At 67.5% G+C, this 18,684-nt stretch carries 21 protein-coding genes and 1 pseudogene; 14 read left to right on the forward strand and 8 right to left on the reverse strand.

Going from position 1 to position 18,684, the window contains the following annotated elements; genetic code table 11:
* The first annotated feature begins 5 nt into the window (after positions 1-5).
* On the forward strand, positions 6-545 hold the full coding sequence (locus tag AC1UKG_RS16860) for a DUF305 domain-containing protein (RefSeq protein WP_482642896.1): 540 nt from the start codon (positions 6-8) through the stop codon (positions 543-545).
* Between the two features lie 286 nt (positions 546-831).
* Here AC1UKG_RS16860 and AC1UKG_RS16865 read toward each other — a convergent pair whose 3' ends face one another.
* From AC1UKG_RS16865 to AC1UKG_RS16875, 3 genes are all read right to left on the reverse strand, one after another.
* On the reverse strand, positions 832-2,049 hold the full coding sequence (locus AC1UKG_RS16865; RefSeq protein WP_018815223.1) for an MFS transporter: 1,218 nt from the start codon (positions 2,047-2,049) through the stop codon (positions 832-834).
* Positions 2,050-2,185: 136 nt separating this feature from the next.
* Positions 2,186-2,488 carry an ArsR family transcriptional regulator gene (locus AC1UKG_RS16870; RefSeq protein ID WP_018745626.1) on the reverse strand — a complete coding sequence of 101 codons (303 nt, stop codon included), beginning with the start codon at positions 2,486-2,488 and terminating at the stop codon, positions 2,186-2,188.
* Between the two features lie 224 nt (positions 2,489-2,712).
* Positions 2,713-3,543 carry an alpha/beta fold hydrolase gene (locus AC1UKG_RS16875; RefSeq protein ID WP_018745627.1) on the reverse strand — a complete coding sequence of 277 codons (831 nt, stop codon included), beginning with the start codon at positions 3,541-3,543 and terminating at the stop codon, positions 2,713-2,715.
* A gap of 153 nt (positions 3,544-3,696) precedes the next feature.
* Between AC1UKG_RS16875 and AC1UKG_RS16880 the strand changes: the two genes are divergently transcribed.
* Complete coding sequence (locus AC1UKG_RS16880) at positions 3,697-3,903, forward strand: hypothetical protein (protein ID WP_029124934.1); 207 nt, start codon at positions 3,697-3,699, stop codon at positions 3,901-3,903.
* Between the two features lie 60 nt (positions 3,904-3,963).
* Here AC1UKG_RS16880 and AC1UKG_RS16885 read toward each other — a convergent pair whose 3' ends face one another.
* Positions 3,964-4,440, reverse strand: a complete 477-nt coding sequence (locus AC1UKG_RS16885; RefSeq protein WP_482642875.1) for a peroxiredoxin family protein — start codon at positions 4,438-4,440, stop codon at positions 3,964-3,966.
* A 111-nt stretch (positions 4,441-4,551) separates the two neighbouring features.
* Between AC1UKG_RS16885 and AC1UKG_RS16890 the strand changes: the two genes are divergently transcribed.
* Positions 4,552-5,190, forward strand: coding sequence for a TetR/AcrR family transcriptional regulator (locus AC1UKG_RS16890; protein ID WP_482642874.1), 639 nt, complete (start codon positions 4,552-4,554; stop codon positions 5,188-5,190).
* Positions 5,191-5,271: 81 nt separating this feature from the next.
* On the opposite strand, the gene AC1UKG_RS16895 is transcribed toward AC1UKG_RS16890, so the two are convergent.
* Complete coding sequence (locus AC1UKG_RS16895) at positions 5,272-6,294, reverse strand: phosphatidylinositol-specific phospholipase C domain-containing protein (protein WP_482642895.1); 1,023 nt, start codon at positions 6,292-6,294, stop codon at positions 5,272-5,274.
* 193 nt (positions 6,295-6,487) lie between these two features.
* Between AC1UKG_RS16895 and AC1UKG_RS16900 the strand changes: the two are divergent.
* Positions 6,488-6,709, forward strand: a pseudogene (locus AC1UKG_RS16900) (ABC transporter ATP-binding protein); the annotation flags it as partial.
* A 144-nt stretch (positions 6,710-6,853) separates the two neighbouring features.
* Positions 6,854-7,717: an FtsX-like permease family protein gene (locus tag AC1UKG_RS16905; protein WP_482642873.1), complete on the forward strand. Its 864-nt coding sequence runs from the start codon at positions 6,854-6,856 to the stop codon at positions 7,715-7,717.
* 25 nt (positions 7,718-7,742) lie between these two features.
* Here the strand turns inward: AC1UKG_RS16905 and AC1UKG_RS16910 are convergent, their stop codons facing one another.
* Positions 7,743-8,516, reverse strand: a complete 774-nt coding sequence (locus tag AC1UKG_RS16910) for a TetR/AcrR family transcriptional regulator C-terminal domain-containing protein (RefSeq protein WP_029124937.1) — start codon at positions 8,514-8,516, stop codon at positions 7,743-7,745.
* Between the two features lie 216 nt (positions 8,517-8,732).
* On the opposite strand from AC1UKG_RS16910, the gene AC1UKG_RS16915 reads away from it, so the two are divergent.
* The 4 genes from AC1UKG_RS16915 to AC1UKG_RS16930 all read left to right on the forward strand — a co-directional run bounded on the left by AC1UKG_RS16915 (position 8,733) and on the right by AC1UKG_RS16930 (position 12,371).
* Positions 8,733-9,731 carry an ATP-binding cassette domain-containing protein gene (locus AC1UKG_RS16915; RefSeq protein WP_482642872.1) on the forward strand — a complete coding sequence of 333 codons (999 nt, stop codon included), beginning with the start codon at positions 8,733-8,735 and terminating at the stop codon, positions 9,729-9,731.
* The gene (locus tag AC1UKG_RS16920; protein ID WP_018745636.1) at positions 9,728-10,543 is read left to right on the forward strand and encodes an ABC transporter permease; all 816 of its coding nucleotides are present in this window, start codon (positions 9,728-9,730) and stop codon (positions 10,541-10,543) included. Before AC1UKG_RS16915 ends, AC1UKG_RS16920 begins: the two co-directional genes overlap by 4 nt.
* Before the next feature lie 382 nt (positions 10,544-10,925).
* The gene (locus tag AC1UKG_RS16925) at positions 10,926-11,222 is read left to right on the forward strand and encodes a DUF1540 domain-containing protein (RefSeq protein WP_018732065.1); all 297 of its coding nucleotides are present in this window, start codon (positions 10,926-10,928) and stop codon (positions 11,220-11,222) included.
* A 297-nt stretch (positions 11,223-11,519) separates the two neighbouring features.
* On the forward strand, positions 11,520-12,371 hold the full coding sequence (locus AC1UKG_RS16930; RefSeq protein ID WP_018815217.1) for a DUF2470 domain-containing protein: 852 nt from the start codon (positions 11,520-11,522) through the stop codon (positions 12,369-12,371).
* Positions 12,372-12,435: 64 nt separating this feature from the next.
* On the opposite strand, the gene AC1UKG_RS16935 is transcribed toward AC1UKG_RS16930, so the two are convergent.
* Positions 12,436-13,146, reverse strand: coding sequence for a DUF2470 domain-containing protein (locus AC1UKG_RS16935; RefSeq protein ID WP_029124941.1), 711 nt, complete (start codon positions 13,144-13,146; stop codon positions 12,436-12,438).
* Between the two features lie 48 nt (positions 13,147-13,194).
* Here AC1UKG_RS16935 and rpsD point away from each other — a divergent pair, with 48 nt between their 5' ends.
* A complete protein-coding gene (rpsD, locus tag AC1UKG_RS16940; RefSeq protein WP_018815216.1) occupies positions 13,195-13,803 on the forward strand; it encodes a 30S ribosomal protein S4 in 609 nt (202 codons plus the stop codon).
* Between the two features lie 52 nt (positions 13,804-13,855).
* Here rpsD and AC1UKG_RS16945 read toward each other — a convergent pair whose 3' ends face one another.
* A complete protein-coding gene (locus tag AC1UKG_RS16945) occupies positions 13,856-14,131 on the reverse strand; it encodes a hypothetical protein (protein ID WP_475890436.1) in 276 nt (91 codons plus the stop codon).
* Between the two features lies 1 nt (position 14,132).
* On the opposite strand from AC1UKG_RS16945, the gene AC1UKG_RS16950 reads away from it, so the two are divergent.
* The 4 genes from AC1UKG_RS16950 to AC1UKG_RS16965 all read left to right on the forward strand — a co-directional run bounded on the left by AC1UKG_RS16950 (position 14,133) and on the right by AC1UKG_RS16965 (position 18,667).
* On the forward strand, positions 14,133-14,462 hold the full coding sequence (locus AC1UKG_RS16950) for a hypothetical protein (protein WP_080641997.1): 330 nt from the start codon (positions 14,133-14,135) through the stop codon (positions 14,460-14,462).
* A gap of 363 nt (positions 14,463-14,825) precedes the next feature.
* Positions 14,826-15,521 carry a DUF2975 domain-containing protein gene (locus AC1UKG_RS16955; RefSeq protein ID WP_482642871.1) on the forward strand — a complete coding sequence of 232 codons (696 nt, stop codon included), beginning with the start codon at positions 14,826-14,828 and terminating at the stop codon, positions 15,519-15,521.
* 170 nt (positions 15,522-15,691) lie between these two features.
* Positions 15,692-17,239 carry a glutamine/gamma-aminobutyrate antiporter GadC gene (gene gadC / locus AC1UKG_RS16960; RefSeq protein ID WP_482642870.1) on the forward strand — a complete coding sequence of 516 codons (1,548 nt, stop codon included), beginning with the start codon at positions 15,692-15,694 and terminating at the stop codon, positions 17,237-17,239.
* Between the two features lie 372 nt (positions 17,240-17,611).
* Positions 17,612-18,667 (forward strand): alpha-lytic protease prodomain-containing protein, encoded by a 1,056-nt coding sequence (locus AC1UKG_RS16965; RefSeq protein ID WP_018745644.1) that lies wholly within the window; start codon positions 17,612-17,614, stop codon positions 18,665-18,667.
* Positions 18,668-18,684 lie beyond the last annotated feature (17 nt).

Raw genomic sequence — 18,684 nt, forward strand, 5'->3', positions numbered from 1 at the left:
TGTGGATGGCCGGCTGTGGCACCTCGTCCAGCAGGTCGGAGCCCCCTGCGCCGACCTCCGAAGCCGTCCAGATCAGCACCCCCCACAACGCCGCCGACGTGATGTACCTACAGATGATGATCGCCCACCATGGGCAGGGCCTGGAACTCGTCGGGCTGGCGGGGACGCGGGCGCAACAGGCGGAGATCAAGACACTGGCCGCTGCCGTCCAGGCCACCCAGGAAGACGAGGTCACCCTGATGAGATCGTGGCTCGACACCTGGTCGAGGCCGGCAGCGGTCGATCATGACCCGGCCGCGCATGCTGAGCACGGCGGTTTGCCGGCTACCGGGCCCGAGCAGATCGCCGCGCTGAGGAACGCACCGGAGGCCGACTTCGACCGGAGTTTCATCAACCTCTTCGTCGCTCACCAGCACAACGCGGTGGAGATGTCCCAGTGGGCGGAGGAAGAGGGAGAAAACCCGGAAGTCAGGGATTTTGCCCGTCGGGTCCGGGAGTCCCGTGCCGACCAGATCGCACAGCTGCTGGCGTACCTCAACACCTGACGGACGCCCAGGTCGGGGTACTGGCGGATCCCCGGCCTGGGCGCGGCGTACCTGTCCACGAGCTGACGGGTCACCTCGGGGGCCAGCAGTGCCCGGCGGCGTCCGGCCGACTACCGGGAGGCCACCAGCCGGACCGCCTCGGTCAGGCTGGTCGTACGGGGGTCCGATGACGACCCCCACGCCGAGCGCACGACGGGACCTAACCGGTCGAATGACTCGCACCAGGTAGGTCCCATCGTGCTGGGTCAACGCCAGCCTGATCGTGCCGTTCGCTCACCGCCCGAGGTCACGCCACACCCGCCGCGCCCGCGCGAGGCTGATCCGACGGGACGGAGTCGACAGACGAGGTAGCTCGGGTTCGTGCTGCCGAACCGGCCTTGGCTCCCATGATCGTGATGGCGATCGCCACCGCGACCCCGGCCGCCCCGATCCACGAGACGGACTCAAGCGTCAGACCAGCGACGGCCAGTCCGCCCAGCCCTGCCCCGGCAGCCATGGCCAGCTGCATCATTGACTGGTTGAGTCCAAGCAGGATGCCAGATGCTTCCGGCTCGATGGTGGCGAGGTGAAACTGCTGTGTGGGCCCGGTGCTCCATGCTGCCACCGACCAGATCACGAGAACTGCCAGGACGAGAATCATCGATCCACTCACGAACGACAGCGCCACGAGCGCGGCCAGGTGCAGACCCATGCCGCCAAGCAGGGTCGGCAGCACGCCCCGACGGTCGGTGAGGAAGCCGCCGGCCTTCGAGCCGACCAGGCTGGCGATGCCGAACGCGAGCAGCGCGCCGCTGATGAGCGTGGCGGGCACACCGGAGACCTCGATCAGGTACGGCGAGAGGTAGGTGTAGGCCACCGAGTAGCCACCGAGCCAGAAAAAGGTGATCGACAGGCCACGCACGATGGCAGGGTTCTTGAGGAGTGCCAGCTGACGGCTGACCGGCACCGGCCTGTCGCCTCCGACCGGGGGCAGCGCGTACCGGAGCGTGCCAGCGGCGAGAAGGGTCGCGACCGCGATACCGAGAAAGACGGTCTGCCAGCTGAACCACTCGGCGACCAGCCGCCCCGCGGGCACTCCGAGGATGAGGGAGGCGGTGAAGCCGGTCACCACGGTGGCGATCGCGCGGCCGGCCCGCTCCGCCGGGGCGATCTTCATTGCCAGCGTGAGTGCGGTCACCACCGCGACGCCGGCGGCGAGTGCCATGAACACGCGCGCGACCACGAACGGCCAGAAGCCCTCCACCAGGAAGGAGGCCACATTACTGACAACGAACAGGCCCAGTGCTCCGATCAGGAGCGTACGACGATCCATCCTGGCGACAGCGACGAGCGCGATCGGCGTACCGACAGCGTAGGTGAGCGAGAACAGGGTGATGAGCTGGCCGGCAGTCGACACGGTTACGCCGAGATCAGCAGCGACCACATCGAGAAGGCCGGCAATCACATACTCCGAGGTGCCGACGAGGAAGCTCGTGAGTGCCAACAGGTAGACCTGCAAGGTCACTCTGGATGATGCGGTGGTCACGGACTGCTCCTTCGTTTCGACACTTTGCGAAATTTCTGATTGTCTGGATACAGGCATGCGCACGACAGGCACTCGGTCCGCGGTCGCGATGACCGGGACCGGACCGCCCGCCTGATCAGAGTTCGCGGTTCATCGCTGCGACGAACCGAGCGATCGCCGCCTCATTGCGACGGTAGTAGGTGTATTTACCGATACGTTCCGCAATGAGAAGATCAGCCTGTAGCAGCATCGCCAGGTACTGCGATGCGGTTGACTGGGTCATCCCCAGCTTGTCCGCGACCTGCTTGACGCAGACACCCGTCGCGACCATGTCGATGTCGTCCTGCTGGGTGAAGTGCCGGGAGGGCTGCTTCATCCACTGCAGGATGTGCAGTCGAGGCTCGCTGGCCAGCGTCTTGAACACGTCGACAGTCGCCATGCCACCATCATAACGAGAATTCGCGAAGTGTCCAATCATCGCCGCTCGACCGCGCTGGCACACCTCGGCAAGCCCGGGTAGCGCCCGGCGAGCAGGCACAGATGGACGACCCACTCATGCCGGCTCGGTCGGGGTTCGCTCCCGTCCGCGCGGTGCCGCACCGGACGAGGGCGACGCGACGGAGGCTTCCGGGGGGTGTGGCAACGACGGTCGAGCAGGCCGAGTCACTTCCAGACTGCGGCGATGGTGTCCGCGAGCGCGGCGGGTTGAGACAGGAAGGGCGAGTGGGAGGAATCGAGCGGGACCACGGTGGTTGGGGTGGCTGAGATTTCGTCGATCTCGCGAACGAAGCGATGCTGCAGTGGTGGCCGGACCATACGGTCGTTACTACACGTGACATAGGTATGGGGGAGGGCACCGAATCGTTCGGGGGTCACGGTGATGCTTTCGGCTGCGATACCCACCGGCGCGTCCGAATTGAGCAAGTCGAGCACCGCGTTGACAGTGCCGAACGGGACGTCGTCGTAGAGCGCCTCGCGGATAGCTTGGCGGCCGGATGCGTCGCCGGTGTCCAACCGCGAGGCGCCGACAGCGAATGGGTCCGCCCGCAGCATCGCGGTGCCCAACTCGCCCTCGTTCTCATCGCTGGTCACGTAGGCGCCAGCAGGCAGGCCGGCGACCGGCACCAGGGCGGCGACGTAGACCACGTGGGAGACGAGCTCCGGCTCCAACTCTGCGGCCAGGGTCGCGACGACCCCGCCCATGCTGTGTGCCACGACCACGCTCGGATCGCCACCCCCGATCAGACGCAGGCGTTCGACCAGGGCTTTGGCCGCGGTGGTTGCCGTGACCGAGGCGACAGCGGACGGCTCAGTAGCGAAGGCGGCAGCATCGAACGGGCGGCTCCACCGGGCGTTGGGCGACGGACCCTCGAGCCCTTGCCCCGTCATGTCGACAGCGATCGAGGGGATCTGGCGCGCGGCCAGCTGTTCGGTGACCAGGTTCCAACACCAGGTGCCGTGCCAGAATCCAGGAACAAGGACGACGTTTCGCATAGTTGTGGATCTTAATTCGGACGGGCGAGGTAGCAGCCTCGACTGTGACAGAGAATTCCGTACGTTCCGTCACAGAGCCAACCAGGACAAGCCCGGTTCAAGTTCGGCTCAACCGGGTAGAGCAGCCGCCAGCCAACGTCGAGGGAGGCGACCATGGCGCGTCCGATACCGGAGTTGGACACGGAGGACCTGCGACAGATGGCCGTACGAGGTGGCATCGAGGGTGCGGTCGACATGGACCGGGAGGAACTGCTGGATTCACTGATCGCCCGCCCCGGCGAGGGGGCCTGGCAGGAGGACCCCAAGCCGGCGGCGGTCAACCCCAACACCTACCGCTACCAGAATCCCGACGAACAGTGAGCTCCGCGCGGAACCCACGATCGACTGGATGCGGCAGCTGAGTTGGGTGCCGGTGGGCGGTCAGCTGTGTTCGTTGATGTAGCGGATCAGGCCGGCGACATCGTCGGGGACCAGGCGACCGATCGCTCCGCTCGAGTAGACGGCCGTCAGCACGGTGCCGTCGGGCGCGAGGACAAACCCGGTCGACTGCAGGTGGTGCGGTTCGTCATTGACATAGGCGCCCGTCGCCTCGGCCACCGTGGCGATGTCGGCGCTGTGTCCGACGGGGAAGCCGAGCCGACGACTCGCCACGAGTTGGCGGGAGGTTTCCTCGTCGTCGGAGGAGAGCGCGACGACCCGTACGCCGAGTTCGGTGAGGGTGTCGCTGGCCCGCTGGAACGCCGCGAGCTGTGCGTTGCAGTACGGGCACCATGATCCACGGTAGATCAGCACGACACCGAACTGACCGGCGAGGTCGTCGGGCAGGTTGAGCGTGCCGCCACCGACCGCGGGGACCTGAAGGTTCGGAAAGCGTTGTCCGTTATTGAGACGAGCCACGTCGTTCTCCTTATCGCGCCGGCGCCCCGGGCGCCCTGTTACTGGACTGACTGGTCCAGATTAGGAGGCAAAAACTGGACCAGCAAGTCCAGTTTTTGCTAGGCTTGCGCCATGACCACCGCGCAGCGCACCCCCAAGCTGACCGCCCGGGGAGCGGCGACCAGGACCCGCATCGTGGCGGCCGCAGCCAACCTCGTACGCGAGCACGGGGCGGCGGGCACGAGCCTCGACGATGTGATGGCGGCGAGCAGGACCAGTAAGTCGCAGCTGTACCACTACTTCGCGAACAAGGAAGATCTACTCCGAGCGGTCGCATGGCAGCAGACCGATCGAATCGTGGAGGCGCAGCGCCCCGAGCTGGACCAGCTGGACTCCCTGGCCGGCCTGCGCCGCTGGCGCGACAAGTTCGTCGTGGCGCGCGACGAGGCCCAAAATGTGGGTGGCTGCCCGCTCGGGTCCCTGGCCGGCGAACTCGCCGACGGCGATCCGGAGAATCGCGTCGTGCTGCAGAAGTGCTTCACCGCGTGGGCATCCCCACTGCTCATGGGGCTGACCACGATGCGTGACCAGGGACAGCTGAGGCCGGATGCCGATCCGGACGCACTGGCCGAAGCCATCATGGCTGCACTACAGGGCGGGCTGCTGTTGAGCAACACCTACCGGTCCAGCCGTCCACTCGCCCGCGCGCTGGACATGGCGATCGACCACGTGGCCAGCTTCGCCACCGTCCGGGGAGCCGCGGCGGGGTAAGTTCCGCCCGGTCCGCGGCGTGCCGGCGACAGGCATCGCCACCGGCACGCCGCGGACCATCGCCAACCAGAACGAGGGCGGTTACGGAGTCTCGCCCTGCACCCCGCGCGGCACCACCATCGACTGGATCTGTGGCAGCTGGGTCCAGTCACTGGTGATGACGCTGGCGTTGGCGCCGGCCAGGAGCAGCAGCCGGTCGCGGGCCTCCGTTTCGGTGGGGTTGGTGCTGCTGATGGCGGGCGCCACCGAGTGCGCACTGGTCATCACCAGCACGTAGTTGTTCTCCGCGAACCAGGTGGTGTCACGGTTGAACCACCCGGAGGCCCCACTGTCGAAAACGACGAACCAGGGGCGGATGTCGGCGTCGTACTGGTCCCGGGGGTCGCCGCTGGCGGCGCCCCTGGCGGCGGGGAAGATCTGCGCATTCTCGATCTCTCCTGCTGCCGCGAGATCACGGAGGTGCCCAGCGTACTGCTCGTTGGTCGGCCACCAGTCGAATGGATTGTTGTTCTCCACGGTGCCGGGGATGACGTGAAGGAACACCCGTCCCGCGAGTTGCTCCCGGGTGGGCCAGTTTCCCAGCCGGGCCGCCTCGTCGAGGGAGTCATACCAGCCGCCGTCGGGCTTGGCCAGCAGGTCGGCGGGGCGGAAGACACGATCGCCGAGGCGGCTCCGGACCAGGCTGTCAACCTGGTCGACACCCATGCCGAAGGCGGTGGCGAGGCCCATCTTCGGCTCGATCTTGAGCATTAGGGGACCGCTGTCCGGGTGGGCTTCGAGCCAGACCCGGATGTTGTCCAGACAGTCGCTGAGGTGCTTGTTCCGGCTACCGGCGTAGAGGTCGACGAGGGTCGACCCGGTGGTGCAGTTGTTGTTGTTACTCAGTGGCTCGTCGTGGCTGACCTTCCACTTCCTGGTGAAGATGTTCGGCCAGATGTCGATCTCGATCAGGCTGGTGCCGGTATCCAGCGCCTCGGCCAGATAGTCGAAGGCCCCCTGCTCATAGGTGTTGTGGAGTCCGACAGTGGTCGCAGATCCGAAGGGCATGTCGTTGGAAGGGGCGGCCACGGCTGGTTGGACCGGCACCGTCAGGCTCACGATCATGATGGCGGCGACGGCCGACGCGCGACGTCCTAACATTCATCCTCCTCGATGCTCAAGGTACGCCGAGGCTAGCAGTAGATAGATGGACATAGGTTTAATAGCAGGTTTGACCCACGTGCCATCTGGTCGAGTACCGAGAGCGCGACAAGGTCCGATGCTGTCGACCGGCTTCCGGTCGAGGCACCGGGGACGCGAGCCGCGGGTGCTGTTCTGCGACGAGCCGACCGGTGCACTGGACTTGCTCACCGGCGAGCAGGTGCTCAGCCACCTGGTACGGGTTGCCCGCCAGCAGCGCACCACCGTGCTGCTGGTCACCCACGACACGCAGGAGGCCGGGTACGCAGACCGCGAGGTCGCGCTCCGCGACGGTCAGGTGGACCCGAGCGGTTTCGGCGTCGAGGTAGCGGTCCGATGAGACCGATGACGCTGCTGCGGTTGGCGCTCTCCGGCACCCGTACCGAGGCGGCGCGGGTGCTACTGACCGGCTTCTCCGCCGGCCTGGCCACCCTGGGGGTCCTGGCCGCACTGACCGTGGCCGCGATCCCCACAGTCGCGAACGGTGGCAACAATCTGTCCCCGCAGTACCGCAACGCGCTGCTGGCCGAGGCGGGTCGTCCCGCTACAGCGGGGGTTCGGTTCCCTGCCGCCCGAGGTGTTCCTGCTGCTGGTTCTGCTCGCGACGCTCGCCGCGACAGTCGGGACGGTGCTGGGCACCGGCTGGATTTCGTACCGCATCGGGCGGCTGCTGCACCGTTTCGCCCGCCGACCCGCCGGCCTGATAGCCGCCCGGCGGCTGATGGCCGACCCGTGGAACGGCAGCCGGACCCTGGCCGCGCTGCTGGGTTGCCTCGTGCTGGCCGGTGGCGCGGCGGTCATCCGCGAGTCGTTCGCCGCCGAGTTCGCGCTGCGGGCCGAGATGCACCGGCGTTCCGCGGCGGCGCAGGGCGTTGACTACTCACCTTCGGACAACAGCTTCTACTTCCAGTCGTTCGACCTGGTCAACCTGGCGATCACGGTCGGGCTGCTGATCGCTACCGGCGGCCTGGTCGTGGCCCTCACCGAGTCGGTCACCTCGCGCCGACGGGCGTACGCGGCACTGGTGGCCACCGGCGTCGGGCGTGGCACCCTGACCCGAGCCGTGCTCTGGCAGTCAATGGCGCCGGCGGCGCTGGGCGTGCTGCTCGCGCTCGCGGTGGGCACCGGGTTGGCGTACGGCCTCTTCGGCACAACAGTGACCGCTTACGACTTCAGCGTCTGCCCGGCGGGTGACTGCGAGCCACCGCGGATCGTCCAGAATGTGCCGTTCCCCCTGGTCGATGTGGCCCTGTTCGGCGTCGGCGGCCTCGTGGCGCTGCTGGCGGCCGTCGGCGTCGGCCTACTCTTCCTGCGGGCCAGCACCGCACTGGAGGAGCTGCGCGTCTGAGTGCGGCGAGGGCGGCGAGCAGCGGCTAACCCCTTTCCGCGCGGGCGGCGACGTGGGCCTCGATGCCCTTGATCAGCTGCCGCAGACCGAACGTCAGGTTGGGCTCGACCTCCCGGGCGGTCCCGTCGGCGGGGCCGCCCGGGAGGTCGAAGGTGCCGGCCACCTGCAGGGCGCTGAGGGTGGGGAAGCGGTCCGGGCGGGCCACCGCGGCCAGCGCCTCCCCGAAGGAGATCAGGTCGTCTTCGCCGGCCGCCCGGGCCAGGTCGGTGGAGATCCGGGCCAGGCCCTGGGTGGCACCGGTGAGGAAGAGGGCGAGCGACATCATCTCCTCGTACGTCAGGCCGATGTCTTTGATGACGGCCAGCAGCGCCTCGAGCCAGGCCAGCTGGTGGGGGCCGATCGGTTGGCTGACCTGGGCCCGCAGCATCCACGGGTGGGCCTGGTAGCGGTTCCACAGGGCCATTGCCCAGGTCTCGACCCGCACCTGCCAGCCGCCGGGCACCGCGTCGAGGTCGGGCGGCGCGCCGGAGGCCTCGTCGAACATGGCCTCCACCAGGTGCTTCTTGCTCGGCACGTAGCGGTAGAGGGACATCGGGGTCACCTCGAGCCGCTTGGCGACCTGCTGCATGGAGACGGCGTCGATTCCGTCGGCGTCGGCGATCGCGATGGCGGCCACGACGACCTGGGTGGTGCTCAGCCCGGGCCTCGGCCCGGGGCTGCTGCGCGGGCGGTCGCCCTCGCGCCAGAGGAACTCGAAGGTGCGTGACCCACCACCCGCCGGAGTCTGCTCGGAACCCATCGTGCCGCCCTTCCGTTGACACCCCACGCTAACCGTGTATAGCGTATAGCCATCCATATAGGCCATATACCTTCTGGCTAAACCGTCTGGCTCATATGCAGCCTGGGTCATATGCAGTCTAGGCCATATACCGCGCCCGTCGGAAGTCGGTCCGGCCCTGTGCCGGCACTGGCACCGCCACCGTCGGAAAGCAGCGACAGGAGAGGTGTGAGGGAAATGGACCACGAATACGCGATTCAGGTTCGGGGCCTCCGAAAGGACTACGGGAGGGTCGAGGCGCTCAGGGGGGTGGATCTGGACGTCCGCCGGGGCACCCTGCTGGCCCTGCTCGGCCCCAACGGCTCCGGTAAGACCACCGTGGTGAAGACGCTGAGCACGCTCACCCGGCCCTCACGCGGGTCCGTCGTCGTCAACGGCTACGACGTGACGCGGCGACGCAACGGAGTGCGGAGCTCAATCGGGATGGTCAGCCAGTTCGTCGCACTCGACCGGCTGCACAGCGGCCGGGAAAACCTGGTGCTGCTGGGCCGACTCCAGAAGCTCAGCAAGACCAACGCCACCCGCCGGGCGGCGCAGCTACTGGAACGATTCGACTTGACCGAGGCCGCCGACCGGCCGGTCAAGACCTACTCCGGGGGTATGAAGCGCCGGCTGGACCTGGCCGCCAGCCTGATCGTCACCCCACCCGTGCTGTTGCTGGACGAGCCCACGACCGGCCTCGACCCGCGCAGCCGGGCGGTGCTGTGGGCGGCGATCAGGCAGCTACTCGGCGAGGGCATCACCATCCTGCTCACCACGCAGTACCTGGAGGAGGCCGACCGACTGGCCGACCAGATCGCCGTCCTCAACGACGGCCGGATCATCGCCCGGGGCACCGCCGACCAGCTCAAACAAGGCATGGGCCGGGAACGGGTGGCAGTCGTGCTGAGCGGCCCCGAGGACTTCCGCCGGGCCGGCGACCTGCTCGTCGGGCCGGGCCTCACCCGCGACCCGGAGACTCGAACGATCAGTTTGGCGATCGACGGGCCGTCGCGGGTCAGGCACCTACTCGACCTTCTCGCCGAGCACGGCCTGGCGATCGACTCGCTGTCGCTGACCAAGCCCACCCTGGACGACGTCTTCTTCGCCCTCACCCAGCGGGCGAGCGACCCTCCGGACGCCGACTCGATGCCCGCCCGCCGCGAGCCCAACGACGAGCTGGGAGCCCTCCGATGACCAGCCAGACCCAGACCGGCGAGGGCGTCGCCCGGTCGGACACCCGAACGAAGCTGTACTGGGCGATCAACGACAACCTCGTCCTGATCGGCCGCCATCTGCAGCACCTGACCCGTAGCCCCGACCAGCTCTTCACCGCACTCATGTTGCCGGCGACCCTGCTGCTGCTGTTTCGTTTCATGTTCGGTGGGGCGATCGACGTCGGAACCACCGCCTACGTCAACTACCTCGTCCCCGGCATTCTGGTCATCGGCGTCACGATGGTCGCTGTTTCCACCAGTGCGGCCGTCCAATCCGACATGCAGGAGGGCGTGGTCGACCGGTACCGCACGATCGCCATGGCGGATTCCGCGGTAATCATCGGTCACGTCGTCGCCGCCGTCGTCCGCGCGGCGATCTCGCTGGTCGCCATGGTTGGCCTCGGACTCGCCGTGGGATTCCGCCCGGCCGGCTCCGCTCTCGACTGGGTGCTGGTCGCCGGGACGCTCCTCCTCTTCGCCTTCTCACTGGCCTGGGTCGCCGCCGTGCTCGGCCTGGTCGCCAGGTCGGCGGACGGCGCCAGCGGGCTCGGCCTGATCCTCATGTTCAGCCCCTACGCCAGCAGCGCCTTCGTCCAGCCGGAGACGCTCCCCGACGGTCTGCGCGGCTTCGTCGAGCACCAACCGGTGACCCTGGTTGTCGACACCGTTCGCGCGCTCCTGCTCGGGCTGCCGGTCGGCAACACCGGCTGGTACGCGGTGCTCTGGTGGGTCGCGATCCTCGGCGTGGCGGCTCCGGTGGCCACCCGGCTCTACCACCGCCGGTACGCGTGAGGGCCGAAACCCGTACCCGACGGCCCTTCGCACGTCCGTGGGCGGCCATCACTCAAACGGGTCGGAGTTCGGCCGACATCCTGCCTAAAATTGCCGAAGTAAAACGCCGAATCAACGGCTACAGCTAGGTTTGGCGAGCAGGCAAAGCAAGACTTACCTAACCTAGGTAAGGCTTACTTACTCCGCTCAGGTGCGGCAAACAACGAAACATGATTATTCTTTACCGGGTGAGGTTTACTGCTACAGTGTTGGCGTTGGAAAAGCCCGCAGACCTCACCGGCTCCACGTTTACGTCTCGCCGCTGCGGCAATACGGACTGACACCTTGTTACGCCGCGCTGGCTCGTTCCGGCCTGCCGGCCCGCACGGCCTTGGAGGCATCAATGAAGACTCTGCTGCAGTCACCCCCAGTCCGCGAATGCGCCGCCACGGCGTGCAGTTTCAACGACGGCGGCTGCCACGCTCCCGCGATCACCGTGGCCTCGGCGGGTGACGCCGCGTCCTGCGCGACGTTCGTGGAGTCCACCGTCTCCGGCGGGGTCGCCGAGGTGACCGGTGCGGTGGGCGCCTGCGCCCGCTCCGAGTGCACCTTCAACACCAACCTGGCCTGCACCGCCGAGTCCATCACCGTCGGCCCCGGCGCCACCGCCAGCGACTGCCTCACCTACCGTCCCGCCTGACCACCCGGCGCACCGGTCCACCCACAGCCCTCGGCGTAGCAGCCGGGGGCTTTGGTGTGTGCTCGGTCAGCCCGCCGCAACCCTCGACGGCTCCCCCGGCGCCGACTGGCTCACGGTGAACTGCCTCACCTGCGACATCGGCAGCCGAGCAGCGCGCTTGGCAAGGTTAGCCTTACCTATTAGAGTCGAGTCCCGAGGCCGAGCTCACTTCACTTCCATGGCCGAGGGGACTACATGGCGTTCCATCCAGGCGACTGGCCAGCGAGTCTGACCGGTTCGGCGCTCGCCCCTGGGGCGATGTCGGAAACGGCGCTCGCGGGCACCCGCATCCTGCCGACCGACCACCATGCGGTGATCTCGCGCTCCGCTCTCTCCACCGCCACGTCCCTGCGGCTGCGTCTCGGCGACACCGCGATTGACCTGATCCAGTCGCACGCCGTGCTGCCCGACGGCACGGTGATCCTGGCGGTTGATGCGATGAGCCCGACCGGCGGTCTGCTGGTGGCGGCCCGTGGGCGACGCGGAGAGGTGCAACTCGACGTCACCCAGCTCGTCCCGGTCGCCGTTCGCTCCCGAGTCCGGGCCAGAGTGCGGGTAACGGGTACCGCGCACCGATTCGACCCGGCGAACCTGGAGTCCTGCGACGCCGACACGGTGATGTCCCTGCTCGACCTGCCCCCCGTCGCGCTCTGGACGGTCGAACCGGTCGAGGTCACGGTCACCAGCGGCGAAGACGAAGCCCTGGTGGGTGCCAGCGCTTACCGAGCGACCTGCCCGGATCCGCTCGCCACTGTCGAAGCCACCCACCTGCAGCACCTGACCCGGCACCACCGGGACGCGGTGGAGCAGCTCACAACCCTGGTCAACCCGGAATTGACGGCGAGGGCGACCCGAGTCGTGCCGGTTGCGATTGACGCTGACGGCGTGGTGCTCCGCGCCGAGGCACCCGACAGCCATCTGGATGTCCGGCTGCCGTTCGCCCGCCGGGTCACCTCCAGCGCCGACCTCACCGCGGGGCTGCGGGACCTGCTGGCCAAGGCCACACCGCACCGGTCCGGCGGCTCGCCCGACGGCACGGCGGCCGCACCTGCCGTTCCGGCAGCCACCTGCGGCCTGCCAGCGGCGGAGTGCGGAATTCCCTCGGTCTGATCGTCCGCTCAGCCTGGCCCGCCTGATCCCCCACTCAGCGGCTGGCGGGTGACGAGGCTGCCGATCACCGGATCCGGGAACGCCGGCCGCAGGCGGCACCTCGCTCCACCAGCGCGGCCATGCGCTCGCGGAGCTCGTCTGGGTGGCGCAACGCCGGGGTGAACCCGAGCCGGACGTCGCGGTGGCCGCTCGCCCGCTCCAGCCGGAGCACCAGTCCGTGCCGGTCCAGGCGAAGCGGAACGACCCGCCGTACGCCGTACCGGTGCCGTGGTGCGATCAGACGGCAGAGCGATTCGACCGTACGTGGGTGGTGGCGGTCGAGGTGGCAGAGGAGTTCCGCCTCCTCGGCGGCGAGCGGGTCCGGTTCGGCGGCGGCGAAGTCATCCGGGTCCACTGTCGTGGTGGCTCCGTCAACGCTGAGCTCGACGGCGGCGAGGTCGAACTCGACAGTCAGGTCCTCGCTCTCGCCGGTGTCGCCGAGGGCGACCGGGGTGAGCCAACCGCTGAAGGTGCCACGACCACGGACGCGCTCCCGGACCGGCGTCGGCGCCACGTCGGTGATCTCGGCGACCGCCGCGACCTCGCGTTGGCGGGCGATGTCGGTGGCTAACCGACTGTTGACCGGGAGGTCCATCCGGATCCGGCCGCGCGGACCGAGCGTGTGTCGGTTGATCAGGTCGGCTCGGTGCCCGGGCGTCCGCAGCTCCAGCGAGGTGGCCGCAGCGACGATCGTCCGCAGCCGCTGCGCGGAAGCCTCGGGGTGGGTGTTGCTCAACCTGGCACCTCCTATTAGGTTAGGCTTACCTTACTAGAGAGGTGCAGAATGAACCATCCCCGCCCCAAGGTCAAGCGCTCCCGCGCCCTCGGCATCCCCCTGACCCCGAAGTGCGTGCGCTACTTCGAGCGCCGCCCCTTCCCGCCCGGCCAGCACGGCCGAGCTCGAAAGAGCACCAGCGACTACAAGATCCGGCTTCTGGAAAAGCAGCGGTTGAAGGCGCAGTACCACGTCAATGAAGGACAGCTACGGCGGGCATTCACCCGGGCCGCCCAGCTGGAGAGCAAGACCGGCGAGGCCCTCATCGCCGACCTGGAGACCAGACTGGACGCACTGGTCCTGCGGTCCGGACTGGCGCGGACGATCTACCAGGCCCGACAGGCGGTCACCCACCGACACATCACGGTGAACGGACGCCGGGTCGACCGACCTTCGGCCCGGTTGCGCCCCGGTGACGTCATCGCCGTCGCGGCTGGCAGCCGCACCAAGGCACCCTTCGTCGTCGCGGCGGCAGGGGCACACGCTACGGAAAAGTCCGCGCCCTACCTGGCGGCAAACCTCGCCGACCTGACCGTACGACTGGTCCGGCTGCCGCTACGGTCCGAGGTGCCGGTGACCTGCCAGGAACAACTCGTCGTCGAGTACTACTCACGCTGAGCCTCGGTGCCGGCGCATCGCCGCGGAGGCCAACCGCTACCGACCGGAATGACTAAGGACAGGTCACCGCTTCCGTCTCTATCGTCTCATTGTGCCCGATGAAGCTGCTCCACATGCTCGTGAAGTTGCCACAGTCGGTCGTCCATGACGACTTACCTGCCCGGAGATCGCCCAAGTGAACGAGCTCGTCGGTCGGCTCGCCGCCATCGCCCTCGACGCCGGTGCTGTACACCCACGTTCCGGTCAGCGCACCGGGCGAGTAGATGGACGTTTCCAGCTTGAACGGCCCCGACCCGACGATGCGCGAGCACAGCTTGACTTCTTGCACGGTGCTGCATTTCTGGGTCGAACCGGTGCTGGGCCTGGCCGGTGATGACGATGCCGACACGGTTCGTGTCGGTGCACTGGAGGGGGCGGGAGCATTGGTCGCGGCCCCCCCTGCCGGCGACCGGGAGGGGGATGCGGATGCGGATTCAGACGGGGACGGGGACGAAGAGGGGGATGGTGCGAGTGCGGCGGTAGTCGGTGCGGGTTCGGTGCTGGGGGGCCTCTCGGCCGCAACGTCGGTAGGCGCTGGCTCCACCGGTGCGTCCTGTAGCGCACTGAAACCGACCGCGGACAGGGTAACCGCCAGGGACACCACCACAATCAGGTGCTGACGCCGCAGTCGGACCGGGAGTAATTGACTCGCACGCTCACGCCACTCGACGTGACGCTGGACCCGCACCGCGTCGGCCGGCCGTTTGTCGCCGTCACTATCCGGTGCCGGCGAGGGTGTGTTGGCAGCGAGCCCCTCCGCAGGAGAGTCGCCGGACTTGGGCGAGTCAGTCATGGGCTCCGATCCCGGGTGTCGAGGTGATGGTCGGCAGGCGACGCGAGATCGATTGTGGGCCGAAGGTGAGATTCGGTCAATTCGCGCTTGTTCGATGCTTTAGGGGTTAACAGGTCATTGCCGAGCCGCTATCGTGACTGATCCCTGGAGGCCCTGGACCCAGCGGAGCGGGGAGTTACGGGTGAGCGCGATGACGACGGCGAGTGTGCGCCTGCTGACCGGCCTACTTGGCGTAGCCGCCGCGGCCGTGCTGGCGTTGGGCGTGTGGCCGACCGCGGTCGGCCCGTCCGGCCTGGACCTGGACCCCGGCCTGTCGCGGGCATTTGGGCCGCAGCCGGTGCCGTCGGTAGAGGTGCGGCCGGGAGATGGGTTCGCCGAACGGCAGCAGTCTTCCGGGTACGCGTACCCTCAACTGTTCACCTGGACGCAAACGTCCGACGGCACCCGGGACGCGGCGACCGGGCTACCACCGGTGGAGCTGTTCACTCCGTCGATGGGCCTCTCCATCCTGGCGCCGAGTTGGGCCGAACGGATCGGCCTGGCCGGGCCGCGACTCGCCACCCAGGGGCTGATCTTGTGGGTGCTCTGGTTGCTGTGGCGCATAGTGAGCACGGTGCCGCAGGTCTTCACCACCGCCAACACCCGCCGCGTCGTCCACATCGGGCTTATCGTGGCGATTGGTGGCAGCGGCGTTCAGCTACTCAGCTTCGCAGCTCACCAGGCAATCGTCGCCCGCTCCGCAGCCGCCGGAATCCTGGAGGTTGTCTTCTCGTTCTCCCTCACGCCACTGATAACCGGCACGATCGTCCTCCTACTTGCCGCCGCCCTCCGGCAGGGAGTGCGGCTACGAGCGGACCTCGACGCGTTGGAGTCGAGGTCCGGATAAGCGGCGCGCTGGTTGCCGAGCACGGCGTGCCGGGAGGCGGAGAGCACGCCCCCGAGGGTGATGACCCCCTCCGCCCAGCTGCGCATGCTCTACCTCCCGAATCAGCGATCGCACGCCGGCCGCGCACGTAAGGTAGGTCGGACGGAGCTTGGTTACCGCCGGGGGTCGTGATGGCTTCCTCAGACGTAATGCCATCGGCCAACAGCCCAGCGAGAATCACCGTTGTCGGGTTGGCGATGCTCAACATCGTCGCGGTACTCAGCCTGGACGGCCCGCCGACCGAGGCCGAGTATGGACTGGGCGCAGCTTTCTTCTACCTTTTCGCGGCCGCCTTCTTCCTCATTCCGGTCTCGCTTGTCGCCGCCGAACTCACCACCGGATGGCCCGAGAAGGGCGGCGTGTTCAGGTGGGCCGGAGAGGCGTTCGGGGCCCGCTGGGGGTTCCTGGCCATATTCCTGCTTATCGCGCAGGTGACGATCTGGTTCCCGCTCGTCCTGACCTTCGCCGCGATCTCTCTGGCCTACACCGGTCCACAGGCCACAGTCGACGAGAAGCTCTCCGGCAACCAGCTCTACGTGCTGCTCTCCGTGCTTGCGGTCTACTGGCTCGCGACCGCCATCGCCGCCCGCGGGGTAGCCGCCTTCACCCGACTCGCGAAGTGGGGTGGGATTGTCGGAACGATCATCCCCGCTGCCGCCCTCGTCACCCTCGGCGCCGCCTACCTGGTCTCCGGTGGCACCTCTCAGATCCAACTGGACTGGGGTGCCGCGATTCCCGACCTGAGCAGTATAAACAACCTGGCGCTCGCCGCGAGCATTTTTCTCTTCTATTCTGGCATGGAGATGAACGCGGTCCACGTCCAGGATGTGAAAAACCCCGATCGGGGCTACCCGGTAGCTATTCTGATCGCGGCGGTGGGAACAGCGTCGATTCTCATTCTGGGAACCCTCACGATCGCTCTCGTCGTACCAAAAAGTGAGACCGGCAGCACCGAATCCCTGCTCATCACCTTTATCGACGTCTTCCACCGGTTTGGCTTGTCCTGGGCCACGCCGATTCTGGCGTTCGCACTCGCGATCGGCGTCCTGGCCGGCATTGTCACCTGGGTGGCCGGGCCATCCACCGCCCTACAGGCAGTGGCGAAAGCCGGCTACCTTCCCCCCTCCTACCAGGCCACCAACAAAAACGGGATGCCCATCCGGATCATGCTGCTTCAGGCAGCGGCGGTCAGTGCCGTGGCGGTGGTGTTCGTCTTCATGCCATCGGTGGAGGCGGCCTTCCAGATCCTCAGCCAGCTCGCCGGGCTCCTCTACCTGGTCGTCTACCTGATCATGTTCGCCTCGGCGATCTATCTTCGCTATCGCCAACCCGACCAACCACGGCCATACCGGGTGCCCGGCGGGCTGGCCGGCATGTGGATCATCGGCGGAGCCGGCTTCGTCGCCTCGACACTCGCCCTCGCCTCCAGCCTCGTACCGCCGAGCCAGATCGGCGTCGGCAGCCCCGCCCTCTACCTCGGCTTGCTGATCGGGCTGGCCACCCTGATCATCACCACCCCACTGCTGCTGTACGCGCGTCGAAAGCCGCACTGGCGCGACCCGGCCAGCGAAGTCGCACCGTTTACCGATGAGCCCCGCGACGACCGCTCCGGCGGAACTCCCACCCGGAGACAGGGCCCCACCGACACAGAAGCCGCAGCGGCCGACGCTGACGAGTGACCATGTCACGCGGCAGGTTCATGAGCACTCGCACCCGCACCCGCACCCGCACCCGCACCGACGAAACACGCGTGCCCTGAAAACAAATGTGAAACGGCGCCTCATTCACGTTCAATGAACGCGATCAACACCCGGGGAAGTCACGATCTCCAGGCGCTCCGCACTCAGGGCCGCCCGGTGCTAGTCACCACCGCGATGCTTACCGGACGGGTGTCCCATCCGCGCCGAGATCGGCCCCACTACCTCCCAATATCGACATTGTCAAGCATCGAACGTGCTGATAAATTACATTAACTAATCGTTTCACGCCGAATAATCTTCATGGGTCAAGGCTCGTGAGGCTAACGGCTGCTGCCCCTTAGGGGAGGTTCAATGAAATCCACCCTGCCTTCGTTCCGTCGGGTTGGTGCCGTCGCCGCCGCCGGCACACTGGTCGCCAGCGGACTCCTGGGAGCACCCACCCAGGCCGCACCCGCCGGATCCGCCTCCCCCGAAGCCGCCACCAACCTCGCCGAACGCCTCGGCGACCGCACCGCCGGCGTCTACGCCGACCACAACGGCACCATGATCATCACTGTCACCGACGAAACCACCGCCCACCAGGTCCGCGCCGAAGGCGCCACCCCCAAACTCGTCACCCGCAGCGCCGCACAACTCCGAGCCGCCACCGCCGAACTCGAACGGTCAGCGAAGATCCCCGGCACCGCCTGGTGGACCGACCCCACCACCAACCAGGTCGTCCTCTCCATCGACCGCACCATCACCGGCGACAAACTCACCCAAGTGAAAGAAGCAGCCGCCCGCACCAACGGCACCGTCCGCATCGAAACCCGCGCCGGAATCCTCAGCACCGACGTCATCGGCGGCGAAGGTATCTGGAACTACCGGTATCGCTGCAGCCTGGGCTTCAATGTGAAGACCGCTCCCGACAGCTACTACTTCCTCACCGCCGGGCACTGCATCACCGGGACCGAGAGCTGGTACGGGAACTCCAGCAGGACAAACCTGATCGGGCCGGCGCTCCACAAGAGCTTCCCCGGCGACGACTACGGCATCGTCTACTCCCAAAACGGGAAGCAGGATTACGGCCACGTCAAGGTCGGCAACAGTTGGCGGGACATCACCGCCAGCGGTGATGCCTATGTCGGTCAGGATGTCACCCGCACCGGCTCCACCACCGGCACGCAGAGTGGCGCGGTGGTCGCCGTCAACGCCACGGCCAACTACGCGGTGGGGCCGGTGTACGGGCTGGTCGTCACCAACATCTGCTCCGCCGGCGGTGACAGCGGCGGTCCGATCTTCGCCGGCAACACCGCACTCGCCATCCACTCCGGCAGCCAGGGCGGGGGCTGCCCCAATGACAACGCCCGCGGCTTCCACCAACCGGTCGGGGAAGCCCTGGCCGCGTACGGCGTCTACGCCTACTGATCTGCAGCGGGACGGCG

This window comes from Salinispora sp. CH2A1_6 (genome assembly GCF_056820975.1).

Coding starts and splice junctions, on each gene's coding strand:
- AC1UKG_RS16890 (WP_482642874.1), top strand. CDS start 4,552: ATGACCACCGCGCAGCGCACCCCCAAGCTGACCGCCCGGGGAGCGGCG.
- AC1UKG_RS16925 (WP_018732065.1), top strand. CDS start 10,926: ATGAAGACTCTGCTGCAGTCACCCCCAGTCCGCGAATGCGCCGCCACG.
- AC1UKG_RS16880 (WP_029124934.1), top strand. CDS start 3,697: ATGGCGCGTCCGATACCGGAGTTGGACACGGAGGACCTGCGACAGATG.
- AC1UKG_RS16965 (WP_018745644.1), top strand. CDS start 17,612: ATGAAATCCACCCTGCCTTCGTTCCGTCGGGTTGGTGCCGTCGCCGCC.
- AC1UKG_RS16910 (WP_029124937.1), bottom strand. CDS start 8,516: ATGGGTTCCGAGCAGACTCCGGCGGGTGGTGGGTCACGCACCTTCGAG.
- AC1UKG_RS16930 (WP_018815217.1), top strand. CDS start 11,520: ATGTCGGAAACGGCGCTCGCGGGCACCCGCATCCTGCCGACCGACCAC.
- AC1UKG_RS16955 (WP_482642871.1), top strand. CDS start 14,826: ATGACGACGGCGAGTGTGCGCCTGCTGACCGGCCTACTTGGCGTAGCC.
- AC1UKG_RS16920 (WP_018745636.1), top strand. CDS start 9,728: ATGACCAGCCAGACCCAGACCGGCGAGGGCGTCGCCCGGTCGGACACC.
- AC1UKG_RS16915 (WP_482642872.1), top strand. CDS start 8,733: ATGGACCACGAATACGCGATTCAGGTTCGGGGCCTCCGAAAGGACTAC.
- AC1UKG_RS16860 (WP_482642896.1), top strand. CDS start 6: ATGGCCGGCTGTGGCACCTCGTCCAGCAGGTCGGAGCCCCCTGCGCCG.
- rpsD (WP_018815216.1), top strand. CDS start 13,195: ATGAACCATCCCCGCCCCAAGGTCAAGCGCTCCCGCGCCCTCGGCATC.
- AC1UKG_RS16895 (WP_482642895.1), bottom strand. CDS start 6,294: ATGATCGTGAGCCTGACGGTGCCGGTCCAACCAGCCGTGGCCGCCCCT.
- AC1UKG_RS16875 (WP_018745627.1), bottom strand. CDS start 3,543: ATGCGAAACGTCGTCCTTGTTCCTGGATTCTGGCACGGCACCTGGTGT.
- AC1UKG_RS16870 (WP_018745626.1), bottom strand. CDS start 2,488: ATGGCGACTGTCGACGTGTTCAAGACGCTGGCCAGCGAGCCTCGACTG.
- gadC (WP_482642870.1), top strand. CDS start 15,692: ATGGCTTCCTCAGACGTAATGCCATCGGCCAACAGCCCAGCGAGAATC.